This is a genomic window from Rhizobacter sp. (assembly GCF_046595475.1).
Classification (GTDB): Bacteria; Pseudomonadota; Gammaproteobacteria; order Burkholderiales; family Burkholderiaceae_C; genus Rhizobacter.
The window spans coordinates 1-20,558 of record NZ_JBKJOQ010000030.1; the positions used below are offsets into that span (position 1 = coordinate 1).

Here is a 20,558-nt window from a genome sequence, read left to right on the forward strand (position 1 = left end):
CCGCGTCGGTAGAAGAGCGGGTGCCGCCGCACAAGCGCGGCAGTGGCGAAGGCTGGGTGACGGCCGAATACGGCATGCTGCCGCGCGCCACGCATACCCGTGGTGACCGCGAGGCCGCGCGCGGCAAGCAGAGCGGGCGCACGCAGGAGATCCAGCGCCTGATCGGCCGCTCGCTGCGCTGCGTGTTCGACTTGAAGGCGCTCGGTGAACGCACCATCAACCTCGATTGCGACGTGATCCAGGCCGACGGAGGCACCCGCACCGCGGCCATCACCGGCGCCTATGTGGCGGCGCACGACGCCGTGACCTGGCTGCTGCAGCAAGGCAAGATCACCGCGTCACCCTTGCGCGATGGCGTGGCTGCCATTTCAGTGGGCATCGTCGACGGCACGCCGCTGCTCGACCTCGAATACATCGAAGACTCGGCCTGCGACACCGACATGAACGTGGTGATGACGGCCCGCGGCGGCTTCGTCGAAGTGCAGGGCACCGCCGAAGGCGCCGCGTTCTCGCGGGCCGAGATGGACGCGCTGCTGGGCCTGGCCGACAAAGGCATACGCGAGCTGGTGGCAGCGCAGCGGGCCGCGCTCGGGGTCTGACGCCATGCGTCTGGTGCTGGCGTCCAATAACGCCAAGAAGCTCGTCGAGCTGCAGGCGCTGTTTGCACCGCTGGGGCTTGAGCTGGTGACCCAGGGCAGCCTGGGCATCGCCGAAGCCGAAGAGCCTTACATCACCTTCGTCGAGAACGCGCTGACCAAGGCGCGCCATGCGGCGCAGCATGCGAACGCGGCCGCGATTGCCGACGATTCGGGCTTGTGCGTCGATGCCCTGGGCGGTGCGCCGGGCGTGCTGTCGGCTCGCTACGCCACCTTGTTCGGCCGCCCCAAGAGCGACGACGAGAACAACCGCGTGTTGCTCGAAAACATGGCCTCGCACGGCGATCGTCGCGGGCGTTTTGTGAGCGCGTTGGTCGCCGTGCGATCAGCTGACGACCCCGAGCCGCTGATCGCTTTCGGGCGCTGGGAAGGCGAGGTGCTGGGCGAGTTGCGCGGGGCCAGCGGCTTCGGCTACGACCCACTGCTGTTCATTCCAGAACTGGGCCAGTCGGTGGCTGAGTTGAGCCCCGAGCTGAAGAACGCCCACAGCCATCGCGCCGTCGCATCGCGCCAGATGCTGGTGCTGATGCGCGAGGTCTGGCGTCTTGGCTGAGATCCCCATCGTCACAGCCTCGGGCGTCGAGAACGCGACCGACCTGCTGGCGCGCTACATGCGCCTCGGCGTGACCACGCTGAGCGCCATGCCGCCGCTGTCGCTTTACGTTCATTTGCCGTGGTGTCTCAAGAAGTGCCCGTACTGCGACTTCAACTCGCATGAGATGTCGTTGGCCCCCAAGACGCCTGCGGCGTCGCCCCCCCGAGGGGGAGTGTTCGGCTTGGGGCGGCCCGGCGCCGAACCGGCCGGCCTGCCCGAAGCACGTTACCTCGATGCCCTGCGCGCTGACCTCGAAGCCGCGCTGCCCTTCATCTGGGGCCGCCGCGTGCACAGCATCTTCATCGGCGGCGGCACGCCCAGCTTGTTTTCGCCGACCAGCATCGACCAACTGATCACCGATGTCCGCGCCCGCCTGCCGCTGGAGCCCGGCTGCGAGATCACGCTCGAAGCCAACCCTGGCACCTTCGAGCGCGATCGGTTTCGCGGCTACCGCGCGGCCGGTGTCACGCGTCTGTCCATCGGTGTGCAGAGCTTCAACGACGAGAAGCTGCACGCCATCGGCCGCGTGCACGATGCGGCGCAGGCGAGGGCGGCAGTGGAAGAAGCCCGCGACGCCTTCGACACCTTCAACATCGACCTGATGTACGCGCTGCCCGGTCAAACAGCGTCCGAACTCAGAGCCGACTTGGAGCAGGCGCTGGCCTTCAAGCCCCCGCATCTTTCGATCTACCACCTGACGATCGAGCCCAACACCTTTTTTGCCAAGCACCCGCCCACCATCCCTGATGACGACAGCGCCTTCGACATGCTGGACATCATCACCGAGCAAGCTGCGGCCTCGGGCCTGGAGCGCTACGAGGTGTCGGCCTTCGCGCGCCCCGGCCATCGCTGCGCGCACAACCTCAACTACTGGCAGTTCGGTGACTACCTGGGCATAGGCGCAGGCGCGCACAGCAAGCTGAGCTTTCCGCATCGCGTCGTTCGGCAAACGCGCTACCGCGACCCCAACAAATACATGGACCAAGCGCTCGCCGGGGCCGCGATCACCCAAGACGAAGAGGTGTCGCGCGACCAGTTGCCCTTCGAGTTCATGCTCAATGCCTTGCGGCTGAAAGAGGGCTTCGAGCTGGCCCGCTTCACCGAGCGCACTGGCTTGCCGTTGACGGTGTTGCGGCGTGCGTTGGAGCAGGCCGAAGCCAGGGGCTGGCTCACGCGCGATCTGCAATGGGCGCTGCCCACCGAACGAGGCTTCGACTTTCTCAGCGACTTGCAGTCTTTGTTCTTGCCCTAGCCCTCTTGGCCGGCGGCGGGTGCAGCGCCAGCATCGATTGCTCCAGCTCCTCACGCAGCCAGCCGCGCAGCGCATGCAGCGGTGGCCAGTCGGTGAGCGCGGCGGGGTAGACCAGGTGATAGATGTAGGCGGCCTCGAAGTCGATGGTCAAGGGCGACAGCTGCACCAGCCGCCCGGCGCGCAACGCGTCGGCGGCCAGCAGCTCGCGCGACACCGCCAGCCCCAGGTTCTGCTCGGCGGCTTGCAGCATCAGCCCAGCGTCGTTGAAGCTGGCCACCGGCGTCACGCGGGCGCGCACCCCTGCGGCGGTGAACCAGGCCTCCCACACGTCGCTGTCGCCCAGCAAGGGTTCACGCGCCAGCAAATCAGGCGCAACGTCGCGCAGGCGTTGCGCCGCCGTGGGTGAGCCCACCACGACGAAGGGCATGGGCTTGTCAAACAGCCGCTCGGCTGTGAGTCCCGGCCACGGGCCTATGCCTTGCCGGATGGCGGCATGAAAGCCTTCGCGCTGCAGGTCGACCACCTGCGGTGTGGCGTCGATCTCCAGTGCAAGCTCGGGGTGGCGCTCACGCCAGCGCGCAATGCGTGGCAGCAGCCAGCGGTTGGCGAAAGAGGGCAGCATGGTCACACGCAGGCGCTGGGCCGCACCGCTCGCGGCGGCGGCCGCCGCTTGCACGCCCTCGTCGAGCTGAGCCAGCGCCGGCTCCACGCTGCGCAGCAAGGCCTGGCCCGCTGCATTGAGCACCACACGCCGGCCGCGCCGGTCGAACAGCTCGAAGCCGAGCTGCTCTTCAAGCCCGCGTATCTGCTGGCTCACCGCGCTGTGCGTCAGGTGCAGGGTTTCGGCCGCTGCACGCAGGTTTTGCAGCTGTGCGACGGCACGGAAGGCGGGCAATGCTTGCAGGGGAAGGCGGGCCATATTGGTAAGAATAACTGACCACAACGGGCAGAACAAGTCGCTTCCTCTGGGATGACTGGCCTTCTATGCTTACCAGCAAGCCATTACGAATGCCGGAGCCTGACATGAACCACCCCGCCCCCTGCCCCCAGGCCAGCCTTTCGCCACACCCTCTCGTACAGCTCTGGCACGTCATCGCGGCGCGCTGGGCCACGCACTTGGAAGACGCCCGCAAGGCGCGCGAGTTCGATTTCATGCACGACCTGAGCGCCGACACGTTGCGCGACATCGGCGCACCCGAGCAATGGGTTACCCGAGCCACTGCTCGGAGCGAGTCGCAGCAACTGCGCCTTGGCGACCTGCGCCAATGGCGCGATGGTTGAAGGTCGAACCGAGTGCGCAAAGCGCCGCTCGATATCAGGCCACCTGCCGAGCCTGGGTTTCCCGGGCTCGGGCGTGGCGCCTCTTGAGGCAGGAGCTTCAGCGACTGGAGGCCGGTGCAGTCAGACCCGGTTGGTCGACAGGCCGGACGTGCTGCGCAAACGCTCGATGAGTTTGGGCGCAATCTGCGTCAGCGGCAGCACCTCGTGTGCCGCACCCGCATTGATGGCCTCACGCGGCATGCCAAACACCACGCAGCTGGCCTCGTCTTGCACGTAGTTGTAGCTGCCGGCATCGCGCAGTTCCTTCATCGCCTTGGCGCCGTCGGCCCCCATGCCGGTGAGCATGATGCCCAGCGCATTGGGGCCCACCACGCGGGCGGCAGACTTGAACAGCACTTCAACCGAAGGCTTGTGCCGGTTCACCGGCTCGCCGTCTTGTACGCGGGCGATGTAGTTGGCGCCGCTGCGTTCCACGCTCAGGTGAAAGCCACCCGGTGCGATGTAGGCGTGGCCCGGCAAGATGCGCTCGCCGTCGCGCGCTTCGGCCACGCGGATCTTGCACAACCCGTCTAGACGCGCCGCGTAGCTCTTGGTGAAGCCGGGCGGCATGTGCTGGGTGATCACCACCGCCGGGCAATCGGGCGGCAGGTTGACCAGCACTTCCTTGGTGGCTTCGGTGCCCCCGGTAGAGGCGCCGATGAAGATGATCTTTTCGGTGGACAACCGGCCGATTGAGGTGACTGGCGTCGCGGGTCTGGCGGGCGCAGCGCCTGCCACCGCGGCGGCAGGCACATGGGCCCTGCGTACATGAGCCTTGGCTGCGATGCGCACCTTGTCGGTGATGTCTTCGGCCAGCAAGCGCAGGCCATCGGCCACGCCGATTTTGGGCTTGGCGACGAAGTCGATGGCGCCGAGCTCCAGCGCGCGCAGCGTCACGTCAGCGCCGCGCTCGGTCAGCGTCGACACCATCACGACAGGCATGGGGCGCAGGCGCATCAGCTTCGACAGGAAGTCGATGCCATCCATGCGTGGCATTTCGACGTCGAGTGTGATCACATCGGGATTCAAGTTGCGGATCATCTCGCGCGCCACCAGCGGGTCGGCGGCCGCGCCTATGCACTCCATGTCGGGCTGGCGGTTGATGATCTCGGTGAGCAGGCTGCGCACCAGTGCCGAATCGTCCACCACCACCACGCGTGTTTTTGCCATGTTGTTCTCTCGTTGTCCGTGGGGCTCAGAACAGATCGACGGAGCCGCCACCCGTGCTCGCAGGCACGGCTTTCTGTGCGGCTGCGCGGTCTTGTGCCAGCAGCGCATCGGTATTGGTCGGCGCCAGGCGCTTGACCATGGCTTTGCCGCTGCCCGGCAGGAAGCAGACTTTGCGCGGGTACACATCGAGCACGTCTTTTGAGACGATGGGGATGCGCTCGGTCTTCAGGTAGTCCATCACGAAGTTGGTGTTGCGCTCGCCCACGTTCATCGTGGTCATGCCGCTCACCACCTGGCCGCCGCCAAAGACCTTGGCTTCCATGGTCATGCGCGAGGCGCCACGCTTCATCATTTCGTTGATCAGCAGCTCCATGGCGTACGAACCGTAGCGGCCTGATTCGCCCACGCCGTCGGGCAGCATGAAGTGGTTCATGCCGCCGACCTTGGCGTTGCGGTCGTAGAGGCAGGCGGCAATGCACGAGCCCAGCGTGGTCATGATCAGCATGTCTTCTTCGTGCACGAAGTACTCGCCGGGCAGGATCTTGACCGCGTCGTTCTTGAAATGCGCGTCGTAGAAGAAAAACGAGGCCTCGCCCGGTTTGCGGGGCTGCGACTTCAGCTTTTCAAGCCGCGAGCCGGCGGCGGGTGTCGAGGAGGAGATCAAGGCCATGGTGTCTCGATATCGGTGTGGAGGTGGGTTGGCTTGAGTGCTGGCGCAAGCGGCGTGCAACTCAAACCCGCTCGTAAACCGTCTTGCCACGCAGGCGGAACAGGTCTTTGGATTCGGTGAAATTCTCGGAGTGACCCACGAAGAGCAGGCTCTTGGGCTTCATCACGCTGTGTATGCGCTCCAGCACGCGGCGTTGCGTAGGGGCGTCGAAGTAGATCATCACGTTGCGGCAGAACACGATGTCGAACGGGTCTCCAAGCGACCAGCGAGCTTCCATCAGGTTGTGCGTGCGGAAGTCGATCAAACGGGCGAGCTCGGGCTTCACGCGGATGGAGCCGCTGTTGGCGGCCTTGCCGCGCAAGAAGTGCGTGCGCAGCCGCTCAGGTGACAGGCCTCGCGCGTCGGCGCCGTAGACGCCGCGGCTGGCCGTGGCCAGCACTTTGGTGTCGATGTCGCTTGCCGTGATCTTGACCGAGGCGCTCGCACCCAGCGCTTCGGCGCAGGTCATGGCAATGGAGTAGGGCTCTTCGCCGGTGGAGGCCGCGTTGCACCAGATGCGCAGGCTCTGGCCGCTGCGCGCCTTGAGGTCGGTGGCCAGCGCATGGAAGTGATGCTCTTCACGGAAGAACGAGGTGAGGTTGGTGGTTAAGCAGTTGACGAACTCCTGCCACTCCGGGTCATTCGCGGCCATGCCTTCGAGCGACTGCAAGTACTGGCCGAAGGAACGTATGCCTGTTTCCCGCAAGCGGCGCGAGAGCCGGCTGTAGACCATGGCCTGCTTGCCCGCATGCAGGCTGATGCCAGCGTGCTTGTAAATGAGCTCGCGCACCCGCTCGAAGTCAGCCGCACTGAAGCCGAACTCTTGTTCACCGCCTGCGGCTGTGCGCAGTGCGGCGAGTTCGACGGGAGAGGCGGCTGCGCTCATGGAGGCTCCAAGCTGGATTCGAGTTGTTTTCACCCACCAGATGCGGCATGGGTTCTCAGGGGTTTATCGGCTTGAAGTCTGCTTTGCTTAAGTGGCCGCAAAGCCTCAAGTTGGCAGGTATTCACGTTCCAGATCGGAAGGTTTTGACGAGAAGCGCACTGCTAGACTGGCCCGCAACCGCCATAGCCCCGTGTCTCAACCGTCTGCGCCCACCGAACCCTCGCAGCTCAAGCTGGGAGCAGCGCTGCAATTGCTGGCGCAATCGGGGCATGCTTTACCAGACCTGAACGATGTGGGCTCCGCGCCCTGGCTGCAGGCGGTGATCGACGCGCTGTGCGACCTGTCCAGCCGTGACCCGCTCACCGGTCTGGCCAACCGCCGCCAGTTCGAGCTGGCCCTGGCCCGTGAAATCGACCGTGTGGCCCGTGCCGGCGAGCCCGCCTTGGTGTTGATGGTCGACATCGACCGCTTCAAGCTCGTCAACGACACCCACGGCCATGCCGCTGGCGACCTGGTGATCCAGGCGGTGGCGCAATCGCTGATGGACTGCGTGCGGCCGATGGACACCGTGTCGCGCTTTGGTGGCGAAGAGTTCGCCATCATCCTGCCCAATTGCCCGCCCGCCTTCGGCCAGACGGTGGCCGAGCGCATACGCCGCAAGGTCGAGCAGCGCGAGGTGGCGATCAACATCACCGAGACGATCAAGGTCACCATCAGCCTGGGCGGTGCCTTTGCGCCCCAGTGGGTGCGCTCTTCTGCGCCGCTGTGGATAGAGCGTGCCGACCAGCAGCTCTACCGCGCCAAGGCCGAGGGCCGCAACCGTGCCTGCCTTGAGATGCCTCCAGTCTCGATGGTGAGTGCCGAAGAGAAGGGCATGCTTTTCGGTGTGTCCCAGTTCCAAGATCTTGAGTAGCCCATGACCCCCCCTGTGCCCCCTCTTGCAACGGCTTCCGGCCGCCGTGCCCGCATTCTTGCCGTGACCAGCGGCAAGGGCGGCGTGGGCAAGACCTTCGTGTCCGCCAATCTGGCCGCCGCGTTGGCGCGCCATGGCGAGCGCGTGCTCGTGCTAGACGCCGACCTGGGTCTGGCCAACCTTGACGTGGTGCTCAACCTCTTTCCCAAGATCACGCTGCACGACGTGTTCACCGGCAAGGCCACGCTCGAAGACGCCATCCTGCCGGCGCCCGGCGGCTTCTCGGTGCTGCTGGCAGGCTCGGGGCTGGTGGAGTACTCGCGGCTCACGAGCGAAGTGCGCGAGCAGTTGCTCAAGATCATCGAGTTGGTGGCCCCGCGGTACGACCGTATCCTGCTCGACACCGGCGCCGGCATCTCTGACGTGGTGTTGTTTGCCGTGTCCTTGGCCACCGAAGTACTGGTGGTCGCCACGCCCGAGCCCACCTCGCTCACCGACGCCTACGCCACCATCAAGGTGCTGGCCACGCAACAGCAGCGCACGGCCATCGCCTTGGTGGTCAACCAGGTCGGCCGCACCGGCGAAGGCCGCGTGATTCGCGGCCAGCTCCAGCAGGTGGTCGATCGCTTTGTGACGCCGATGCTGGGCGAAGGCAGTCCGCCTGTGAAGCTTGAGCTGCTGGGCGAAATTGCCACCGACAAGTCGGTGCGCGAAGCGGTGCAAAAGCGCCAGCTCTTGCTTGAATCCTTGCCGGGCTGTGAAGCCGCCAAGGGCATTTTGGCGATCGCATCCAAGCTCACCTCGCAGGGATGACCGACGCCACCCAGCCCGCGACTGCGTTCGAGTGGGTCGGCGGTGAAGACGCCGTTCGCACGCTCGTCGATCGCTTCTACGATTTGATGGACCTGGATCCTGCCTACGCCGGCATACGGGCCTTGCACCCGACATCGCTTGAGGGCTCGCGCGACAAGTTTTTCTGGTTCCTGTGCGGCTGGCTGGGTGGCCCGCAGCACTACCAGGATCGTTTCGGGCACCCGTTCTTGCGGGCGCGGCACATGCCGTTTGCCATCGGCATCAAGGAGCGCGATGGCTGGATGTCGTGCATGAAGCAGGCGATGGCTGAAGTTGGGCTTGACCCGACGTTGCAGCAGCGCTTGGAAGAATCGTTTTTCAAGACCGCCGACTGGATGCGGAACCAGCACGGCGCCTGAGCGCCATCACGGCGCGCGCAGCAGTACCACCAGCGCACCATTGCCCCCTTCGGCTGGCCGCGCCTGCACGAAGGCCAGCACCTCTTGTTTCTGCACCAACCAGCTGTGCACGCGTGTCTTCAGCACCGGCTCACGCCCGGGTGAGCCCAGGCCCTTGCCGTGCACCACCCGCACGCAGCGCCACCCCTGCGCCACGGCGTCGCGCACGAAGGCGCCGAGTTGTTCGCGGGCCTGGTCTCGTCGCAGGCCATGCAGGTCAACCTGCGCCTGGATGGTCCAGCCACCGCGGCGCAGCTTGCGCACCACGTCCAGGCCGATATCGGGGCGACGGTAGAAGAGTGCCTCATCGGTTTCGAGCAGCGACTCGACGTTGAACTCGTCGGAGATGGTTTCGCGCAAAGCTGCTTGCTCGTCGCGCTGGCGCTGCTTCGGTTCCGGCTCGGGCGGCAGCGGGGCGGTGTTGGCGCGCTGCGGGTCGGGCAGGGGCTGCACTTTGCCCACCGTGGTGGCAAAAAGCTCGCGCTCGCGCTGTTCCTTTAGCTGCAATTCCTTCAGGCGCGCCGCCTGCGCTTCGGCCTCGCGCTGAGCCCGCTGCAGCGCCGCCTTCATCTCGGCCAGCTCGTGCAGGCCGCGCGCTTTCATATCAAGCCCCGCTCGGCAAACGACACCACCTCGCCCTGGCCGACCACCAGGTGGTCGAGCACGCGCACGTCAATCAAGGCCAGGGCCTTGTTCAGGGTCTGCGTCAGGTATTCGTCGGCCTTGGACGGCTCGGCCGCACCCGACGGGTGGTTGTGCGACAGCAGCACCGCCGCAGCGCCCAGCTCCAAGGCCCGCTTCAACACCTCGCGCGGGTAGACGCTGGTTTGCGTGAGCGTGCCGCGAAACATTTCTTCGCAGCGGATTAGCCGGTTTTGCGCATCGAGAAACAGCACCACGAACACCTCGTAGCCGCGCGAGCCGATCTGCAGGCGCAGGTACTCCTTCACCCGGGTGGGCGAGTCGAACACAGGCCGCTGCATCAGCTCTTGGGCGAGTGAGCGGCGCGCCAGCTCCAGCACAGCGCTCATCTCGGCACGCTTGGCCGGGCCCAGGCCCTTGATGCGCTTCAAGTCGTCGGGCTCGGCTTGCAGCAGGCCGGCCAGGCCGCCGAATTCCGTCAACAGTTGCTGCGCCAGCTGCAGCACCGAGGTGCCCTTGAAGCCCGTGCGCAGCAGCAAGGCGATGAGCTCGGCGTCAGCCAAAGCGGAGGGGCCTCGCGCAAGCAGTTTTTCGCGCGGGCGGGCATCAGGGGGAAGGTCTTTGAGCACCACGTGGGGCAGGCACCTAAAATTGGGCCAGTCGTTGAACCAGGAAATTCATTGAACCACGTTGTCAACCACGTGCAGCAGGGCTCGTTCCTGACCCTGCACTACCGCTTGAGCGGCCCCGATGGCGCCGACATCATCAACACCTTTGCCGACAAGCCGGCCACGCTCTCGCTGGGCTCCGGCGAGCTGGCACCCGCGATGGAGGCGCGCCTGGTGGGCCTGCCCGAAGGCACGCGCACCGCATTTCAGCTGCATGCTGGCGAGGCTTTCGGCGAGCGCAACCCCGACATGCTGCAGCGCGTGAAACTCAGCCTGCTGCACCAGCTGGGCGACCCCGATGAGGCTTACGGTGTGGGTGACGTGGTGCAGTTCCCCACGCCTGATGGGCAAGGCGCCTATGCCGGCGTGGTGCGCGAGGTGGGCAGCGACTGGTTGCTGTTCGACTTCAACCACCCGCTGGCCGGCAAGCCGGTAACGTTTGAAGTGCATCTGATCGGGGTCTTGTGATGAGCGTTGATGAAGTGCTGCTGGCCGAGCCGCGCGGCTTTTGTGCCGGCGTTGACCGCGCGATCGAGATCGTGGAGCGCGCGCTCACCAAGTTTGGTGCACCCATTTACGTGCGCCACGAGATCGTGCACAACACCTATGTGGTGAATGACCTCAAGGCCAAAGGCGCCATCTTCATTGAAGACCTGGCCGATGTGCCGCCGGGTGCCACGCTGGTGTTCAGCGCGCATGGTGTGTCGCAGGCGGTGCGCAAGGAAGCCGACGAGCGCGGCTTCAGCGTGTTTGACGCCACCTGCCCGCTGGTGACCAAGGTGCATGTGGAAGTGGCCAAGCTGCACAAAGAGGGCTACGACTTCATCATGATCGGCCACAAGGGGCACCCCGAAGTCGAAGGCACCATGGGTCAGCTCAACGAAGGCATCTACCTGGTGGAAGACGTGGCCGATGTCGAGCGTGTGCAGGTGGCTCAGGCCGACAAGCTGGCGGTGGTGACGCAGACCACGCTGTCGGTGGACGACGCCGCCGAGATCCTCGCGGCGGTGAAGCGCCGCTTTCCGAGCGTGCGAGAACCCAAGCAGCAAGACATCTGCTACGCCACGCAGAACCGGCAAGATGCCGTCAAGGTGCTGGCGCCGCAGGTCGATGTGCTGATCGTCGTGGGCAGCCCCACCAGCTCCAACAGCAACCGCTTGCGCGAGCTGGGTGAGCGCCTGGGCGCACAGGCCTACATGGTCGACCAACCTGAAGACCTGCAGGCCGAGTGGTTTGCGGGCAAGCACCGCGTTGGGCTCACGGCGGGTGCTTCAGCGCCCGACATCCTGGTGCAGCAGGTGATTTCGCGGCTCAAGGCGTTGGGTGCTGCGTCGGTGCGCACCTTGCCCGGGGTGGAAGAGACCATTCACTTTCCGCTGCCCAAGGGCTTGAAGACCCGTTAGTGGCGGGTTCGCTTGCGCCGCGCCCAGCGCCCATGCCAAGTCAGGAGGGCCGCCGTGGTGGCGCCCACTGCGGCGTGGCCGTTGCCTATCCAGGGGCGCGAGGTCTCGGGGGCGAAGTAGTACAGGGCGTAGCCGCTCAGTGCGAGAGCTGCCAGGCTGGTGAGCAAGAGCACGCCCGTGAGCTGCTGGCGCGCCATGCGCAGGCCGCGCGCCGCATGCTCGGCGCCCACCACGCCAAAGAAGAACAGCCCGCTCATGGCGAAGAGGCCATGCAGGCGGATCATCCACAGCTCCAGCGGGTGAGGCAGCTCACCTGCCCCGGCACCCCAGGCGTAGTGCGCCCACAGCCACAGCAGGCCGCTGGCGGTGAGCGCACCCAGGCTGATGAACATGCCCCAGCGCTGCCATGGCTGTAGACGGTTGCGCGAGTGGTGTCTCATCTCAATGCAACCAGGCTTGCGCGCCGTGCAGGGCCACCAGCGGGTGATGGGCGCTGCCGCTGAGCGCGACCACCTTGGTCAGCGCATCGGCCCACAGGCATTGCCGTGCCATCACGCTCACCTGACGCCCCAACTGGCTGGTGGCCAGAGCACCGTCGCTCAAGCTGCCGAAGGAGCGCACGCCGCCGTGTTGTTCGTCGCGCAGCGACACCGGAAGGTGGATGCTGCCGAAGGCGCGCAAGTCGCCCCCGGCATTCACCCAACCGGCTGTGCAACCTGCCGCCTGTAACGCGACAACGGCGCAGTCCACCGCATAGCCTTTGGCGATGCCGCCCAGATCAAGGTGAACGCCTGGCTTTTTCTTGGTGAGCGTCAGGCCGGTGCAATGCCAACCGTTGCGTGGCGAGCCCTGGGCAATGTCGAACAGGCCTTCACTCTCGGCGTGCAACAAGGCTGAGGCGTGCAACACGTCGGCCGTGCGGGCGGTGATGCAGATCGACTCGCCCGCGGCCAGTGCATGGAAGCGGCCGATGTCGCTGCCGGGCTCGAAGCGCGACATGCACGCCTGCACTTGAGCCACGGCCGCGAATGCGGCTTCTATGGCGGCTTCGACCGCGGCAGCAGGTGCGCCGCGGGTGACGCCCACTTCGACCAAGGTACCCAGCAGCGGGCGGGCGCGGCGCTGCACGTTCACGACAGCCGCCCCGCGCGCCGGGCCAGGCCCAGCACGGCGACAATGCGGCGCACGCCGTCGGTCACGTGCGTGCAGCTCAACGTGGCGCCGCTGATGTTGGCGATGTCTTCGCCCACGCGCAATGGAGAGACGCCGCTCTTGCCCACGAATTGCTTGCGCCACGCGGGCAGGCGCACCTCGTGGCCGTGGCTTTCGCGGTAAGACAGCACTTCTACCTGGCGTACCGTGCCGTCGACGCCCAAGCCCACGGCGTAGGTGATGAGTTCGAACTTGCCCACCACGTCGTCGACCACCACATAGCCCAGCGTGTTGTCGCCGCGCTTGGCTACTTGCAGTACCCAGTGGGCCGAGCGCGCGGGTGTGCCGCTGCTGCTCAGTGCCTGCAGTTGCGTGGCGTCGAAATTGATGTCGCGCTGCTCGAAGCTGTCGGCATCAGGAAACATCAGCTTGCGCGCTTGGTCGGCGGAGAGGTAGTCGACGGCGAAAGCACTGGCCGGGGACAGTGCGGCAAGCGCCAACGGCGCGAGGACCATGCGCATCAGAAACTCCAGCCCAACCCGAGGTTGAAGCGGTTGCTGTCGGTCGCGGCCTTGAAGCGCTGGATGTCGGCCTTGACCACCACGCCGGCATTGAGCTTGTAGTTCAGGCCCACCGTGACGACGCGCTCGGTGGGGCGTGCTTCGGGCGTGAGGCCTGCGCCCAGATCGGCGTAGCGGCGGCCGGTGTTGAGGCGTTCCAGGCGCGCAAAGGGGCTCAGCGATTGCTCGCCTTCACCCCATGCCTTGTAGGCAGCCTGAACGTACCAGCCGTCGAAGCGCTCGGGGATCAACGTGGGGTTGCCCACCAGCGGTGCGTTCAGCTCAGCCGTGTTCGAGATGCGGCCCTGGGCAAACAGAGCTGACAGGTCCCAGCGTTGCGGCGTCCAGCGGGCGTGCAGGTCCCATAGGGTAATGCGCGCTGAAGGGAGGCCTGCCTGGCCTTGCGTGGCGTTGCCGGTGAACAGCGAACCGCCCAGCAGCAGGCCAGGGATGCCGCGCCAGTTGGCAGCGCCGAACATGGCCACGTCGCGTGCCTTGGCGAGCGCCATTTCTTGGTGGACGGAGCCGAGCGGCGATTCGCTGCCTTCAGTGGCGGTGGCGTCCCACTTGGTGAGGTCGAAGCCGGTGCTCAGGCCCGCTTGCACGGTGAGGCCGTTGTCGAAAGTGCCTACGTACTGCACGCCGCCTTCGCGCCACGTGGTCGGGATGATGGCGGTCTCGACAAAGTTTCTTTCCACGCCGTAGTAGGCCGTGGGTTCGTGGCTCTCGTTGAGCAGGCCCGCGGGCATCAAGAAGAGGCCGGCGCGCAGCGAGGTGTTGGGGAAGAGCTGGTGCTCGATGTAAGCCTGCTCCACTTCCACCTCACCGGGGTCGGAGGCCGAGCTCACGCCGTGCTCGACTTCGAGCTCGCTCACGACCTTGGTCTTGCTGTCGAAGCGGTGCTGAAAGCCCAGCACGAAGCGGCGCATATCGGCTTGCGCGTTGGCGCCGTTCTTGGGCCGGTTGTAGTTGAGTTCTCCGTAGCTGGTGAGCACCGTGGCGGGCTCCGTCGCAGTGGTGGCCTGCTGGGCCACTTGCGCCTTCACAGCGGCCAGCTCGTTGCTCAGTTTGTCGAGCTTTTGTGCGAGTTCGGCTTCTGTGGCCGTGGGGGCGGCGTGGGCTTGCAGCGCAAACAGCAAGGTGGCCAGGGGCAGGGCTTTTCTTTTCATGGAGATCACGGTGTATAGCCGTCCGAGAGGGTGTTGAGGAAAACGATGAGGTCGTCCATCTCGTTGTCGCTGAGCGCGGGGGATTCACCGGGCTGGCGGTTGTAGGGGGCTTCGGTGGTGTTGACGTTGCCCTTGTACTGAGCTGGCAGGTCGTCGAACTTGTTAACCGTGTTGTCGGGGTTCAGCGAGTAGAACTTCTCGGGGTTGGTGTCGCGCTGCACATAGAAGGTGAGCGTGTCCTTCAAGGTGGTGAAGCGGCCGTTGTGGAAGAACACATGGCGTTTGGCCACGTTGCGCAGCGAGGGCACCTTGAAGGCGCCGCACAGGTCGCTGCGCCGCGCCAGGTCGTCGCCGGCGCGTGCGCACAGGCCCAGGTCGAAATAGCCGGGGTCGGCGTTGGCGGACAGGGCGGGATTGCGCGGCACGCCCAGGTTGTCATAGGTGAAGTCGGTGAAGAGCGGCAAGGCGCCATCGGCAGCGCGCGAAGAAGGGTGGCAGCCAGCGCAGTTGCCCTTGGTCGGCGAATTGAACAAGGCCAAGCCGCGCATTTCTTGTGGGGTCAGGCTGGCCCCGCCGAGCAGGAAGCTGTCGTATTTGCTGGTGAAGGCGCGGAATTCGGCGTCTTCCTTCTGATACTGCTGCAAGGCCAGCGTCATGCGCTGGAAGGCTGCTTTCGGGTCCGTGAACACCGTGCTGCCGTAGAGCTGCTTGAACTCGGCTGCATACGACGCCTGGGCCAGCTTGGCGACCACGCTGACCTCGTCGGGGTTGCCCATCTCGCGGGGGTTCAGAAACGGCTCGCTCGCCTGCTGGGCCAGCGAAGCGGCGCGCCCGTCCCAGAAGAAGCCCCCGGTGGGCGTGCCTTCGGCGTTGAAGTAGAAGGCGGTGTTGAAACTCAGGTAGCGAATGGATGGGGCCTGGCGCAGCCCCTGCTGATCAATTGCCGCGCCGCCCATCTGGCCCGGCAACGAGTTGGCAGGGCTGTGAGCGTTGGCGGCGGCGTGGCAGCTGGCGCAAGCCTGTTGGCCTGAGGCTGAGAGCGAGATGTCGCTGAAGATCTTCTCGCCCAACGCTGCGGTGGGTGAGAGCGGGGCCTTTTGCGGCTCGGAGCTGCCGCTGTCGTTACCACCGCCGCAGGCGGCAAGCAGTGAGGCGACGACCCATGCTGCCGATGCGGTGCGCAGCGCAGATTTTAAAAAGGATAGCTCGCCTGGGTCAGACATGTTGATTGAATCTAAATGCGAATGAGTCGCAGTCTAATTGATAATCGGAGCCTGCCAATCTGAGGCGCTACATGCCGAAGCGAATCGCTTTAGAGCGTGGCGCCTTGCCTACAATCACGCGCTCCTCTTGATCACCGGCCCTTGCTGGCGCGGACCCTCCCCCCATGCTCGATATCACCCTGCTGCGCAAAGACCTGGACGAGGTTGTCGCCACGCTGGAAAAGCGCAAGTCGCCCCAGCCGTTCCTGGATGTCGCCCGATTTAAAACGCTCGAATCGGAGCGCAAGACGATTCAGACACGCACCGAGGAACTGCAGGCGCGCCGCAACAGCCTGTCCAAGCAGATCGGTCACCTGAAGGCCAAGGGCGAAGACACCTCGGCGGTGATGGCCGAGGTGGGTGGCCTGGGCGATGCCCTGAAGGCCTCGGCGGAGCGGCTAGAGGCCATGCAGGCCGAGCTGTCGACCATGCTGATGAGCGTGCCCAACCTGCCGCACGCCAGCGTGCCGCTAGGGGCTGATGAAAACGCCAACGTCGAGCTGCACTGCTGGGGCCAGCCGCGCAGCTTCGACTTCCCTGTCAAGGACCACGTTGACCTCGGCGCGCCGCTGGGCCTTGATTTCGACACCGGCGCCAAGCTCTCAGGCTCGCGCTTCAGCTTCTTACGCGGCCCGGTGGCACGCCTGCACCGCGCGCTCGCGCAGTTCATGCTTGACACTCAAACGCAGCAGCACGGCTACACCGAGTGCTACACACCCTACATCGTCAACCGCGAGGTGCTGGAAGGCACCGGGCAACTGCCCAAGTTCGAAGAAGACATGTTCTGGGTCACCCGCGGCAGTGACGAGTCGCAGGCCGTGCAATACCTGATCTCCACCGCGGAAATCTCGCTGACCAACAGCGTGCGCGACACGGTCATGTCGGCCGACCGGCTGCCTATCAAGCTCACGGCCCACAGCCCTTGCTTCCGCTCTGAAGCCGGCAGCGCCGGGCGGGACACACGCGGCATGATCCGCCAGCATCAGTTCGACAAGGTCGAGATGGTGCAGATCGTGCACCCCGACAAGAGCTACGAGGCGCTCGAAGAAATGCGCGGCCACGCCGAAGCGGTGTTGCAGAAACTCGGGCTGCCCTATCGCGTGGTCACGCTGTGCGGCGGCGACATTGGCTTTGGCTCGACCAAGACCTACGATCTCGAAGTGTGGCTGCCGGCGCAAAACACCTACCGCGAGATCAGCTCGGTGTCCAACTGCGAAGCCTTCCAGGCGCGGCGCATGCAGGCGCGCTTCAAGAATGCGCAAGGCAAGAACGAGTTGGTGCACACGCTGAACGGCTCGGGCTTGGCGGTGGGCCGCACTTTGGTGGCGGTACTAGAGAACGGCCAGAACGCCGATGGCTCGATCACCGTGCCCGAAGCGTTGCGCTCGTATCTGGGGGGCCAGGCCCTGCTGAAAGCCTGAGCTAGAATCTGTGGCTCGGCACAGACCCGCCGACGCCCCACAGAATTCCGGAGAGGTGGCAGAGTGGTCGAATGTACCTGACTCGAAATCAGGCGAACCGTAAGGTTCCGAGGGTTCGAATCCCTCCCTCTCCTCCAGTAAAAAAGCCCGCCGAGTGCGGGCTTTTTTACGGCCTCACGGAACCGTTGGCGGGCCGTGTGGCGAGTCGACCTTGTCCTACTCACTGAGAATCAATCGTCCTATCCCCAGGGCTGCGGTGAATTCGGAAGATGGCTTGTCCCAACTTCTTCTGGAAGCCATGAGCCCCAACGCTACCCTTGTCGCCGAGCGACCCAGCCTCGCTTCCCCCGGCGCAGTTTCTTGGGGCGCCATCCTGGCCGGCGCTGCTGGCGCAGCCGCACTCTCGATGGTGCTGCTGCTGCTGCTGGGCACAGGCCTAGGCTTGACCGCCGTTTCCCCCTGGACTTCACGCGGGGCCAGTGCGGCCGCCGTGGGCGTCTCTGCGCTCGCCTGGCTGGCCTTCACGCAGCTCGCGGCGTCGGGCCTGGGCGGCTACCTGGCCGGGCGCTTGCGCACGCGGTGGCAAGACCTTGCGACAGATGAAGTGTTCTTCCGCGACACCGCGCATGGCTTTCTCGCGTGGTCGGTGGCATCGGTCGCGACCGCCGCGCTGCTTGCGACGGCCACGGGCGCCATCGTCAGCGGTGGGGTGCAGGCGGGGGCCAGCGTGGCTCAAGCCAACGCTACAGCGGCGTCACGCGTGCCCTCGGATGAGTCGATTGCTTACTTCACCGACACCCTGTTTCGCAAGGCCGCCTCGCCCACGGGTGCGGTCGCAACCCAGATGCCGCAAGACACTTCGTCGCCATTGGTCAGCAACGACGGCGCGGCCCGCGAGGCCAGCCGCATCTTCATGACGGCGCTGCGCCAGTCGTCGGCCACGCTGCCGCCTGATGACGCGCAGTACCTCGGCCAAGTGGTTGCCCAGCGCACAGGCCTTGCGCCGCAAGACTCGCAAAAGCGCGTGGCAGACACCTACGCGCGCGTGCAAGAGGCCAAGACTTCAGCCCAGCAGGCAGCAGACAAGGCGCGCAAGGCTTCGGCCACCGCGGCGCTGTGGATCGTGGTGTCGCTGTTCATCGGCGCGTTCGTCGCGAGCTTCAGCGCCACCTTGGGCGGCCGCCTGCGCGACGCATGACTTTCAACTCTTGTCGACCCAGCGGGCTTCCATGAAATCGATTGTTCTTTTTCTTCTCGGTGTGCCCATCCCGGTCATCATCTTGATCGCCTTGATTCTTTGACGAGACCATCGCTGATGGGGGCTATCTCAGTGGGCTCGCCGGCGGCGCTGAGCGGATGGACAAAGTGATGTTTTCCATCAGCGCCTCCAGCTCTTCGGGCTCAAAGGGCTTGCGCACTGCGCGTACGTTGGGGCCGAAGGTGTGCAAGTGATCATCGAACTCATAGCCCGAGCACAGCACGACCCATCGGTCGGGCTTGCGCGCCAACAGCTTGCGGGCGAGGTCGGTTCCCGACAAGCCTGGCAGGCCGACGTCGGTCACCAGGATGTCGTATTCGCGCTCGGCAAAGGCTGCCAGGGCTTCTTCGCTGCTGGCGCAAGTGTGAATGTCGCGACCCGGGTGCTCCAGCAGCATGGCGATGGTCTCGCGCAGGTCGGCGCTGTCCTCCACATAAAGGATGGTGACGGGTTTCAAGAGGCCTCCGGCTTGTGCACGGGCGAAAGTCTACTGCCCGCGCAGGCCCTTTCTGCGCTCCAAAACAACGCGTTCTAAGGTGTTCGCCTAGGGTGTAGGGCTTCTCCTACAACGGGTGTCGGAGTCCTCCTTCATGTAATTCCTACACGCCCGCATAACCTTGCGTTGGGCGCGTTTCCGACTCCCAGGGGGCTTTGCGGCTCGGGCGTTTTGCGGAATCGCTTTCGTACGCTCTGGAAGGAAAGCCTCTGTCATGAAGGTCATTGAAAGCCCCAACATCTCCGCGCCTGAGCGCGAAATGGCAACCCTGCTGGTCGCGTTGACTCAGCTGCGAAAAGGCGATGCGAGCGTGCGGCTCCCGCTGCATTGGGAGGGCTTGCCGGGCAAGGTGGCCGATGTGTTCAATGACATGGTGGAGCAGAACGCTGCCATGGCGGCCGAGCTCGGCCGCCTGCGCCAAGTGGTGGGCAAGGAAGGCAAGCTCAAGCAGCGTGCTTCGCTGAGCGAGACGCGTGGCTTCTGGGGCGCGTCCATAGACTCCATCAACGCGCTGATCGACGACCTCGTCCACCCGACCAGTGAAGTGGCGCGCGTGATCGGCGCCGTGGCGCAGGGTGACCTCTCCAAGAGCATGGCGCTCGAAGTCGAAGGCCGCGAGCTCGAAGGCGAGTTCTTGCGCACCGCCAAGACCATCAACAAGATGGTGGAGCAGCTGGGCAACTTCTCGGCTGAAGTGACACGCGTGGCCCGCGAAGTGGGCACCGAAGGCAAGCTCGGCGGGCAAGCCAAGGTGAAGGGCGTGGCGGGCACCTGGAAGGACCTGACCGACTCGGTGAACTCGATGGCCGGCAACCTGACCGACCAGGTGCGCAACATTGCCGACGTGACCACGGCCGTGGCCAAGGGCGACCTCTCCAAGAAGATTGACGTGGACGTGAAGGGCGAGTTTCTTACGCTCAAGAACACCATCAACACCATGGTGGACCAGCTGCGCTCGTTCGCCTCTGAAGTGACACGTGTGGCGCGCGAAGTGGGCACCGAAGGCTCGCTCGGCGGCCAGGCGCGGGTGGAAGGCGTGTCGGGCACCTGGAAAGACTTGACCGACTCGGTGAACTCCATGGCGGGCAACCTGACCTCTCAGGTGCGCAACATTGCCGACGTGACGAAGGCGGTGGCGGCGGGCGATTTGAGCAAGAAGATCACGGTGGACGTGAAGGGCGAAATTCTGGAACTGAAGAACACCGTGAACACCATGGTGGACCAGCTGCGAAGTTTCGCGGCCGAAGTGACGCGGGTGGCCCGCGAAGTGGGCACCGAAGGCAAGCTGGGCGGCCAGGCCGACGTGCAGGGCGTGGCCGGCACCTGGAAGGATTTGACCGAATCGGTCAACTTCATGGCCGGCAACCTGACCTCGCAAGTGCGCAACATTGCCGAAGTGACGACTGCTGTGGCGGCAGGTGACTTGTCCAAGAAAATCACCGTGGACGTGAAGGGCGAAATCTCCGAGCTCAAGAACACCATCAACACCATGGTGGACCAGCTGCGGTCATTTGCGGCTGAAGTAACGCGGGTGGCGCGCGAAGTGGGCACCGAAGGCAAGCTAGGTGGTCAGGCCGAGGTGCAGGGCGTGGCCGGCACCTGGAAAGACTTGACCGACTCGGTGAACTCGATGGCGTCGAACCTGACCTCACAGGTGCGCAACATTGCCGACGTGACCAAGGCCGTGGCGGCGGGTGACTTGAGCAAGAAGATCACGGTCGACGTGAAGGGCGAGATTCTCGAACTCAAGGCCACCATCAACACCATGGTCGACCA

The 20,558-nt window shown here is 65.1% G+C and carries 24 protein-coding genes and 1 tRNA gene; 13 read left to right on the forward strand and 12 right to left on the reverse strand.

Annotation, left to right across the window (positions count from 1 at the left end; translation table 11 throughout):
- The 3 genes from rph to hemW form a co-directional block, all read left to right on the forward strand.
- Positions 1-599: ribonuclease PH (gene rph / locus AC30QB_RS05550; RefSeq protein ID WP_489545190.1), on the forward strand; the 599-nt coding region annotated here is incomplete at its 5' end.
- 4 nt (positions 600-603) lie between these two features.
- The gene (rdgB, locus tag AC30QB_RS05555) at positions 604-1,209 is read left to right on the forward strand and encodes an RdgB/HAM1 family non-canonical purine NTP pyrophosphatase (protein WP_489545191.1); all 606 of its coding nucleotides are present in this window, start codon (positions 604-606) and stop codon (positions 1,207-1,209) included.
- A gap of 58 nt (positions 1,210-1,267) precedes the next feature.
- Positions 1,268-2,503 carry a radical SAM family heme chaperone HemW gene (gene hemW, locus AC30QB_RS05560; protein WP_489545211.1) on the forward strand — a complete coding sequence of 412 codons (1,236 nt, stop codon included), beginning with the start codon at positions 1,268-1,270 and terminating at the stop codon, positions 2,501-2,503.
- Here the strand turns inward: hemW and AC30QB_RS05565 are convergent.
- A complete protein-coding gene (locus AC30QB_RS05565) occupies positions 2,472-3,434 on the reverse strand; it encodes a LysR substrate-binding domain-containing protein (RefSeq protein WP_489545212.1) in 963 nt (320 codons plus the stop codon). The two genes, hemW and AC30QB_RS05565, sit on opposite strands and share 32 nt — an antisense overlap.
- 92 nt (positions 3,435-3,526) lie before the next feature.
- Between AC30QB_RS05565 and AC30QB_RS05570 the strand changes: the two genes are divergently transcribed.
- Positions 3,527-3,784, forward strand: coding sequence for a hypothetical protein (locus AC30QB_RS05570; protein ID WP_489545192.1), 258 nt, complete (start codon positions 3,527-3,529; stop codon positions 3,782-3,784).
- 120 nt (positions 3,785-3,904) lie between these two features.
- Here AC30QB_RS05570 and AC30QB_RS05575 read toward each other — a convergent pair whose 3' ends face one another.
- The 3 genes from AC30QB_RS05575 to AC30QB_RS05585 form a co-directional block, all read right to left on the reverse strand.
- Positions 3,905-4,993, reverse strand: coding sequence for a protein-glutamate methylesterase/protein-glutamine glutaminase (locus AC30QB_RS05575; RefSeq protein ID WP_489545193.1), 1,089 nt, complete (start codon positions 4,991-4,993; stop codon positions 3,905-3,907).
- Between the two features lie 25 nt (positions 4,994-5,018).
- Positions 5,019-5,663 (reverse strand): chemoreceptor glutamine deamidase CheD, encoded by a 645-nt coding sequence (gene cheD, locus AC30QB_RS05580; protein WP_489545194.1) that lies wholly within the window; start codon positions 5,661-5,663, stop codon positions 5,019-5,021.
- A 61-nt stretch (positions 5,664-5,724) separates the two neighbouring features.
- The gene (locus AC30QB_RS05585) at positions 5,725-6,588 is read right to left on the reverse strand and encodes a CheR family methyltransferase (protein WP_489545195.1); all 864 of its coding nucleotides are present in this window, start codon (positions 6,586-6,588) and stop codon (positions 5,725-5,727) included.
- Between the two features lie 190 nt (positions 6,589-6,778).
- Between AC30QB_RS05585 and AC30QB_RS05590 the strand changes: the two genes are divergently transcribed.
- From AC30QB_RS05590 to AC30QB_RS05600, 3 genes are read left to right on the forward strand one after another with little or no spacing between them, the layout of a single operon-like run.
- Positions 6,779-7,501, forward strand: a complete 723-nt coding sequence (locus tag AC30QB_RS05590; RefSeq protein ID WP_489545196.1) for a GGDEF domain-containing protein — start codon at positions 6,779-6,781, stop codon at positions 7,499-7,501.
- Between the two features lie 3 nt (positions 7,502-7,504).
- The gene (locus tag AC30QB_RS05595) at positions 7,505-8,314 is read left to right on the forward strand and encodes a MinD/ParA family protein (protein WP_489545197.1); all 810 of its coding nucleotides are present in this window, start codon (positions 7,505-7,507) and stop codon (positions 8,312-8,314) included.
- On the forward strand, positions 8,311-8,712 hold the full coding sequence (locus AC30QB_RS05600) for a group II truncated hemoglobin (protein WP_489545198.1): 402 nt from the start codon (positions 8,311-8,313) through the stop codon (positions 8,710-8,712). Before AC30QB_RS05595 ends, AC30QB_RS05600 begins: the two co-directional genes overlap by 4 nt.
- Before the next feature lie 6 nt (positions 8,713-8,718).
- Here the strand turns inward: AC30QB_RS05600 and AC30QB_RS05605 are convergent, their stop codons facing one another.
- A complete protein-coding gene (locus AC30QB_RS05605; protein ID WP_489545199.1) occupies positions 8,719-9,354 on the reverse strand; it encodes a Smr/MutS family protein in 636 nt (211 codons plus the stop codon).
- Positions 9,351-10,025 (reverse strand): RadC family protein, encoded by a 675-nt coding sequence (radC, locus tag AC30QB_RS05610; protein WP_489545200.1) that lies wholly within the window; start codon positions 10,023-10,025, stop codon positions 9,351-9,353. Before radC ends, AC30QB_RS05605 begins: the two co-directional genes overlap by 4 nt.
- A gap of 48 nt (positions 10,026-10,073) precedes the next feature.
- On the opposite strand from radC, the gene AC30QB_RS05615 reads away from it, so the two are divergent.
- Both AC30QB_RS05615 and ispH read left to right on the forward strand, forming a co-directional pair.
- Positions 10,074-10,529: an FKBP-type peptidyl-prolyl cis-trans isomerase gene (locus AC30QB_RS05615; RefSeq protein WP_489545201.1), complete on the forward strand. Its 456-nt coding sequence runs from the start codon at positions 10,074-10,076 to the stop codon at positions 10,527-10,529.
- On the forward strand, positions 10,529-11,464 hold the full coding sequence (gene ispH, locus AC30QB_RS05620; protein WP_489545202.1) for a 4-hydroxy-3-methylbut-2-enyl diphosphate reductase: 936 nt from the start codon (positions 10,529-10,531) through the stop codon (positions 11,462-11,464). The genes AC30QB_RS05615 and ispH overlap by 1 nt, the downstream gene beginning before the upstream one ends.
- On the opposite strand, the gene AC30QB_RS05625 is transcribed toward ispH, so the two are convergent.
- From AC30QB_RS05625 to AC30QB_RS05645, 5 genes are read right to left on the reverse strand one after another with little or no spacing between them, the layout of a single operon-like run.
- Positions 11,461-11,904 carry a hypothetical protein gene (locus tag AC30QB_RS05625; RefSeq protein ID WP_489545203.1) on the reverse strand — a complete coding sequence of 148 codons (444 nt, stop codon included), beginning with the start codon at positions 11,902-11,904 and terminating at the stop codon, positions 11,461-11,463. The two genes, ispH and AC30QB_RS05625, sit on opposite strands and share 4 nt — an antisense overlap.
- A gap of 1 nt (position 11,905) precedes the next feature.
- Positions 11,906-12,598, reverse strand: a complete 693-nt coding sequence (locus tag AC30QB_RS05630) for an FAD:protein FMN transferase (RefSeq protein WP_489545204.1) — start codon at positions 12,596-12,598, stop codon at positions 11,906-11,908.
- Complete coding sequence (locus AC30QB_RS05635; RefSeq protein ID WP_489545205.1) at positions 12,595-13,137, reverse strand: FMN-binding protein; 543 nt, start codon at positions 13,135-13,137, stop codon at positions 12,595-12,597. Before AC30QB_RS05635 ends, AC30QB_RS05630 begins: the two co-directional genes overlap by 4 nt.
- A complete protein-coding gene (locus AC30QB_RS05640; protein WP_489545206.1) occupies positions 13,137-14,345 on the reverse strand; it encodes a hypothetical protein in 1,209 nt (402 codons plus the stop codon). The genes AC30QB_RS05635 and AC30QB_RS05640 overlap by 1 nt, the downstream gene beginning before the upstream one ends.
- 5 nt (positions 14,346-14,350) lie before the next feature.
- Positions 14,351-15,568 carry a cytochrome-c peroxidase gene (locus tag AC30QB_RS05645; RefSeq protein WP_489545207.1) on the reverse strand — a complete coding sequence of 406 codons (1,218 nt, stop codon included), beginning with the start codon at positions 15,566-15,568 and terminating at the stop codon, positions 14,351-14,353.
- Between the two features lie 164 nt (positions 15,569-15,732).
- Here AC30QB_RS05645 and serS point away from each other — a divergent pair, with 164 nt between their 5' ends.
- The 3 genes from serS to AC30QB_RS05660 all read left to right on the forward strand — a co-directional run bounded on the left by serS (position 15,733) and on the right by AC30QB_RS05660 (position 18,226).
- The gene (gene serS / locus AC30QB_RS05650; protein ID WP_489545208.1) at positions 15,733-17,028 is read left to right on the forward strand and encodes a serine--tRNA ligase; all 1,296 of its coding nucleotides are present in this window, start codon (positions 15,733-15,735) and stop codon (positions 17,026-17,028) included.
- 49 nt (positions 17,029-17,077) lie between these two features.
- Positions 17,078-17,165, forward strand: a tRNA-Ser gene (locus AC30QB_RS05655).
- Positions 17,166-17,326: 161 nt separating this feature from the next.
- On the forward strand, positions 17,327-18,226 hold the full coding sequence (locus AC30QB_RS05660; RefSeq protein ID WP_489545209.1) for a hypothetical protein: 900 nt from the start codon (positions 17,327-17,329) through the stop codon (positions 18,224-18,226).
- Positions 18,227-18,350: 124 nt separating this feature from the next.
- On the opposite strand, the gene AC30QB_RS05665 is transcribed toward AC30QB_RS05660, so the two are convergent.
- Complete coding sequence (locus AC30QB_RS05665) at positions 18,351-18,743, reverse strand: response regulator (RefSeq protein WP_489545210.1); 393 nt, start codon at positions 18,741-18,743, stop codon at positions 18,351-18,353.
- Positions 18,744-19,041: 298 nt separating this feature from the next.
- Here AC30QB_RS05665 and AC30QB_RS05670 point away from each other — a divergent pair.
- Positions 19,042-20,558, forward strand: a 1,517-nt coding sequence (locus AC30QB_RS05670) for a HAMP domain-containing protein (RefSeq protein WP_489545213.1), incomplete at its 3' end; no start/stop codon positions are given.

Excerpts from the sequence above, each read along its gene's own strand:
- AC30QB_RS05625 (WP_489545203.1), bottom strand. The coding sequence starts at position 11,904 with ATGAGACACCACTCGCGCAACCGTCTACAGCCATGGCAGCGCTGGGGC.
- AC30QB_RS05585 (WP_489545195.1), bottom strand. The coding sequence starts at position 6,588 with ATGAGCGCAGCCGCCTCTCCCGTCGAACTCGCCGCACTGCGCACAGCC.
- ispH (WP_489545202.1), top strand. The coding sequence starts at position 10,529 with ATGAGCGTTGATGAAGTGCTGCTGGCCGAGCCGCGCGGCTTTTGTGCC.
- AC30QB_RS05575 (WP_489545193.1), bottom strand. The coding sequence starts at position 4,993 with ATGGCAAAAACACGCGTGGTGGTGGTGGACGATTCGGCACTGGTGCGC.
- AC30QB_RS05600 (WP_489545198.1), top strand. The coding sequence starts at position 8,311 with ATGACCGACGCCACCCAGCCCGCGACTGCGTTCGAGTGGGTCGGCGGT.
- AC30QB_RS05660 (WP_489545209.1), top strand. The coding sequence starts at position 17,327 with ATGAGCCCCAACGCTACCCTTGTCGCCGAGCGACCCAGCCTCGCTTCC.
- AC30QB_RS05595 (WP_489545197.1), top strand. The coding sequence starts at position 7,505 with ATGACCCCCCCTGTGCCCCCTCTTGCAACGGCTTCCGGCCGCCGTGCC.
- AC30QB_RS05640 (WP_489545206.1), bottom strand. The coding sequence starts at position 14,345 with ATGAAAAGAAAAGCCCTGCCCCTGGCCACCTTGCTGTTTGCGCTGCAA.
- hemW (WP_489545211.1), top strand. The coding sequence starts at position 1,268 with ATGCGCCTCGGCGTGACCACGCTGAGCGCCATGCCGCCGCTGTCGCTT.
- AC30QB_RS05635 (WP_489545205.1), bottom strand. The coding sequence starts at position 13,137 with ATGCGCATGGTCCTCGCGCCGTTGGCGCTTGCCGCACTGTCCCCGGCC.
- rdgB (WP_489545191.1), top strand. The coding sequence starts at position 604 with ATGCGTCTGGTGCTGGCGTCCAATAACGCCAAGAAGCTCGTCGAGCTG.
- AC30QB_RS05570 (WP_489545192.1), top strand. The coding sequence starts at position 3,527 with ATGAACCACCCCGCCCCCTGCCCCCAGGCCAGCCTTTCGCCACACCCT.
- AC30QB_RS05605 (WP_489545199.1), bottom strand. The coding sequence starts at position 9,354 with ATGAAAGCGCGCGGCCTGCACGAGCTGGCCGAGATGAAGGCGGCGCTG.
- AC30QB_RS05645 (WP_489545207.1), bottom strand. The coding sequence starts at position 15,568 with ATGTCTGACCCAGGCGAGCTATCCTTTTTAAAATCTGCGCTGCGCACC.
- serS (WP_489545208.1), top strand. The coding sequence starts at position 15,733 with ATGCTCGATATCACCCTGCTGCGCAAAGACCTGGACGAGGTTGTCGCC.
- cheD (WP_489545194.1), bottom strand. The coding sequence starts at position 5,663 with ATGGCCTTGATCTCCTCCTCGACACCCGCCGCCGGCTCGCGGCTTGAA.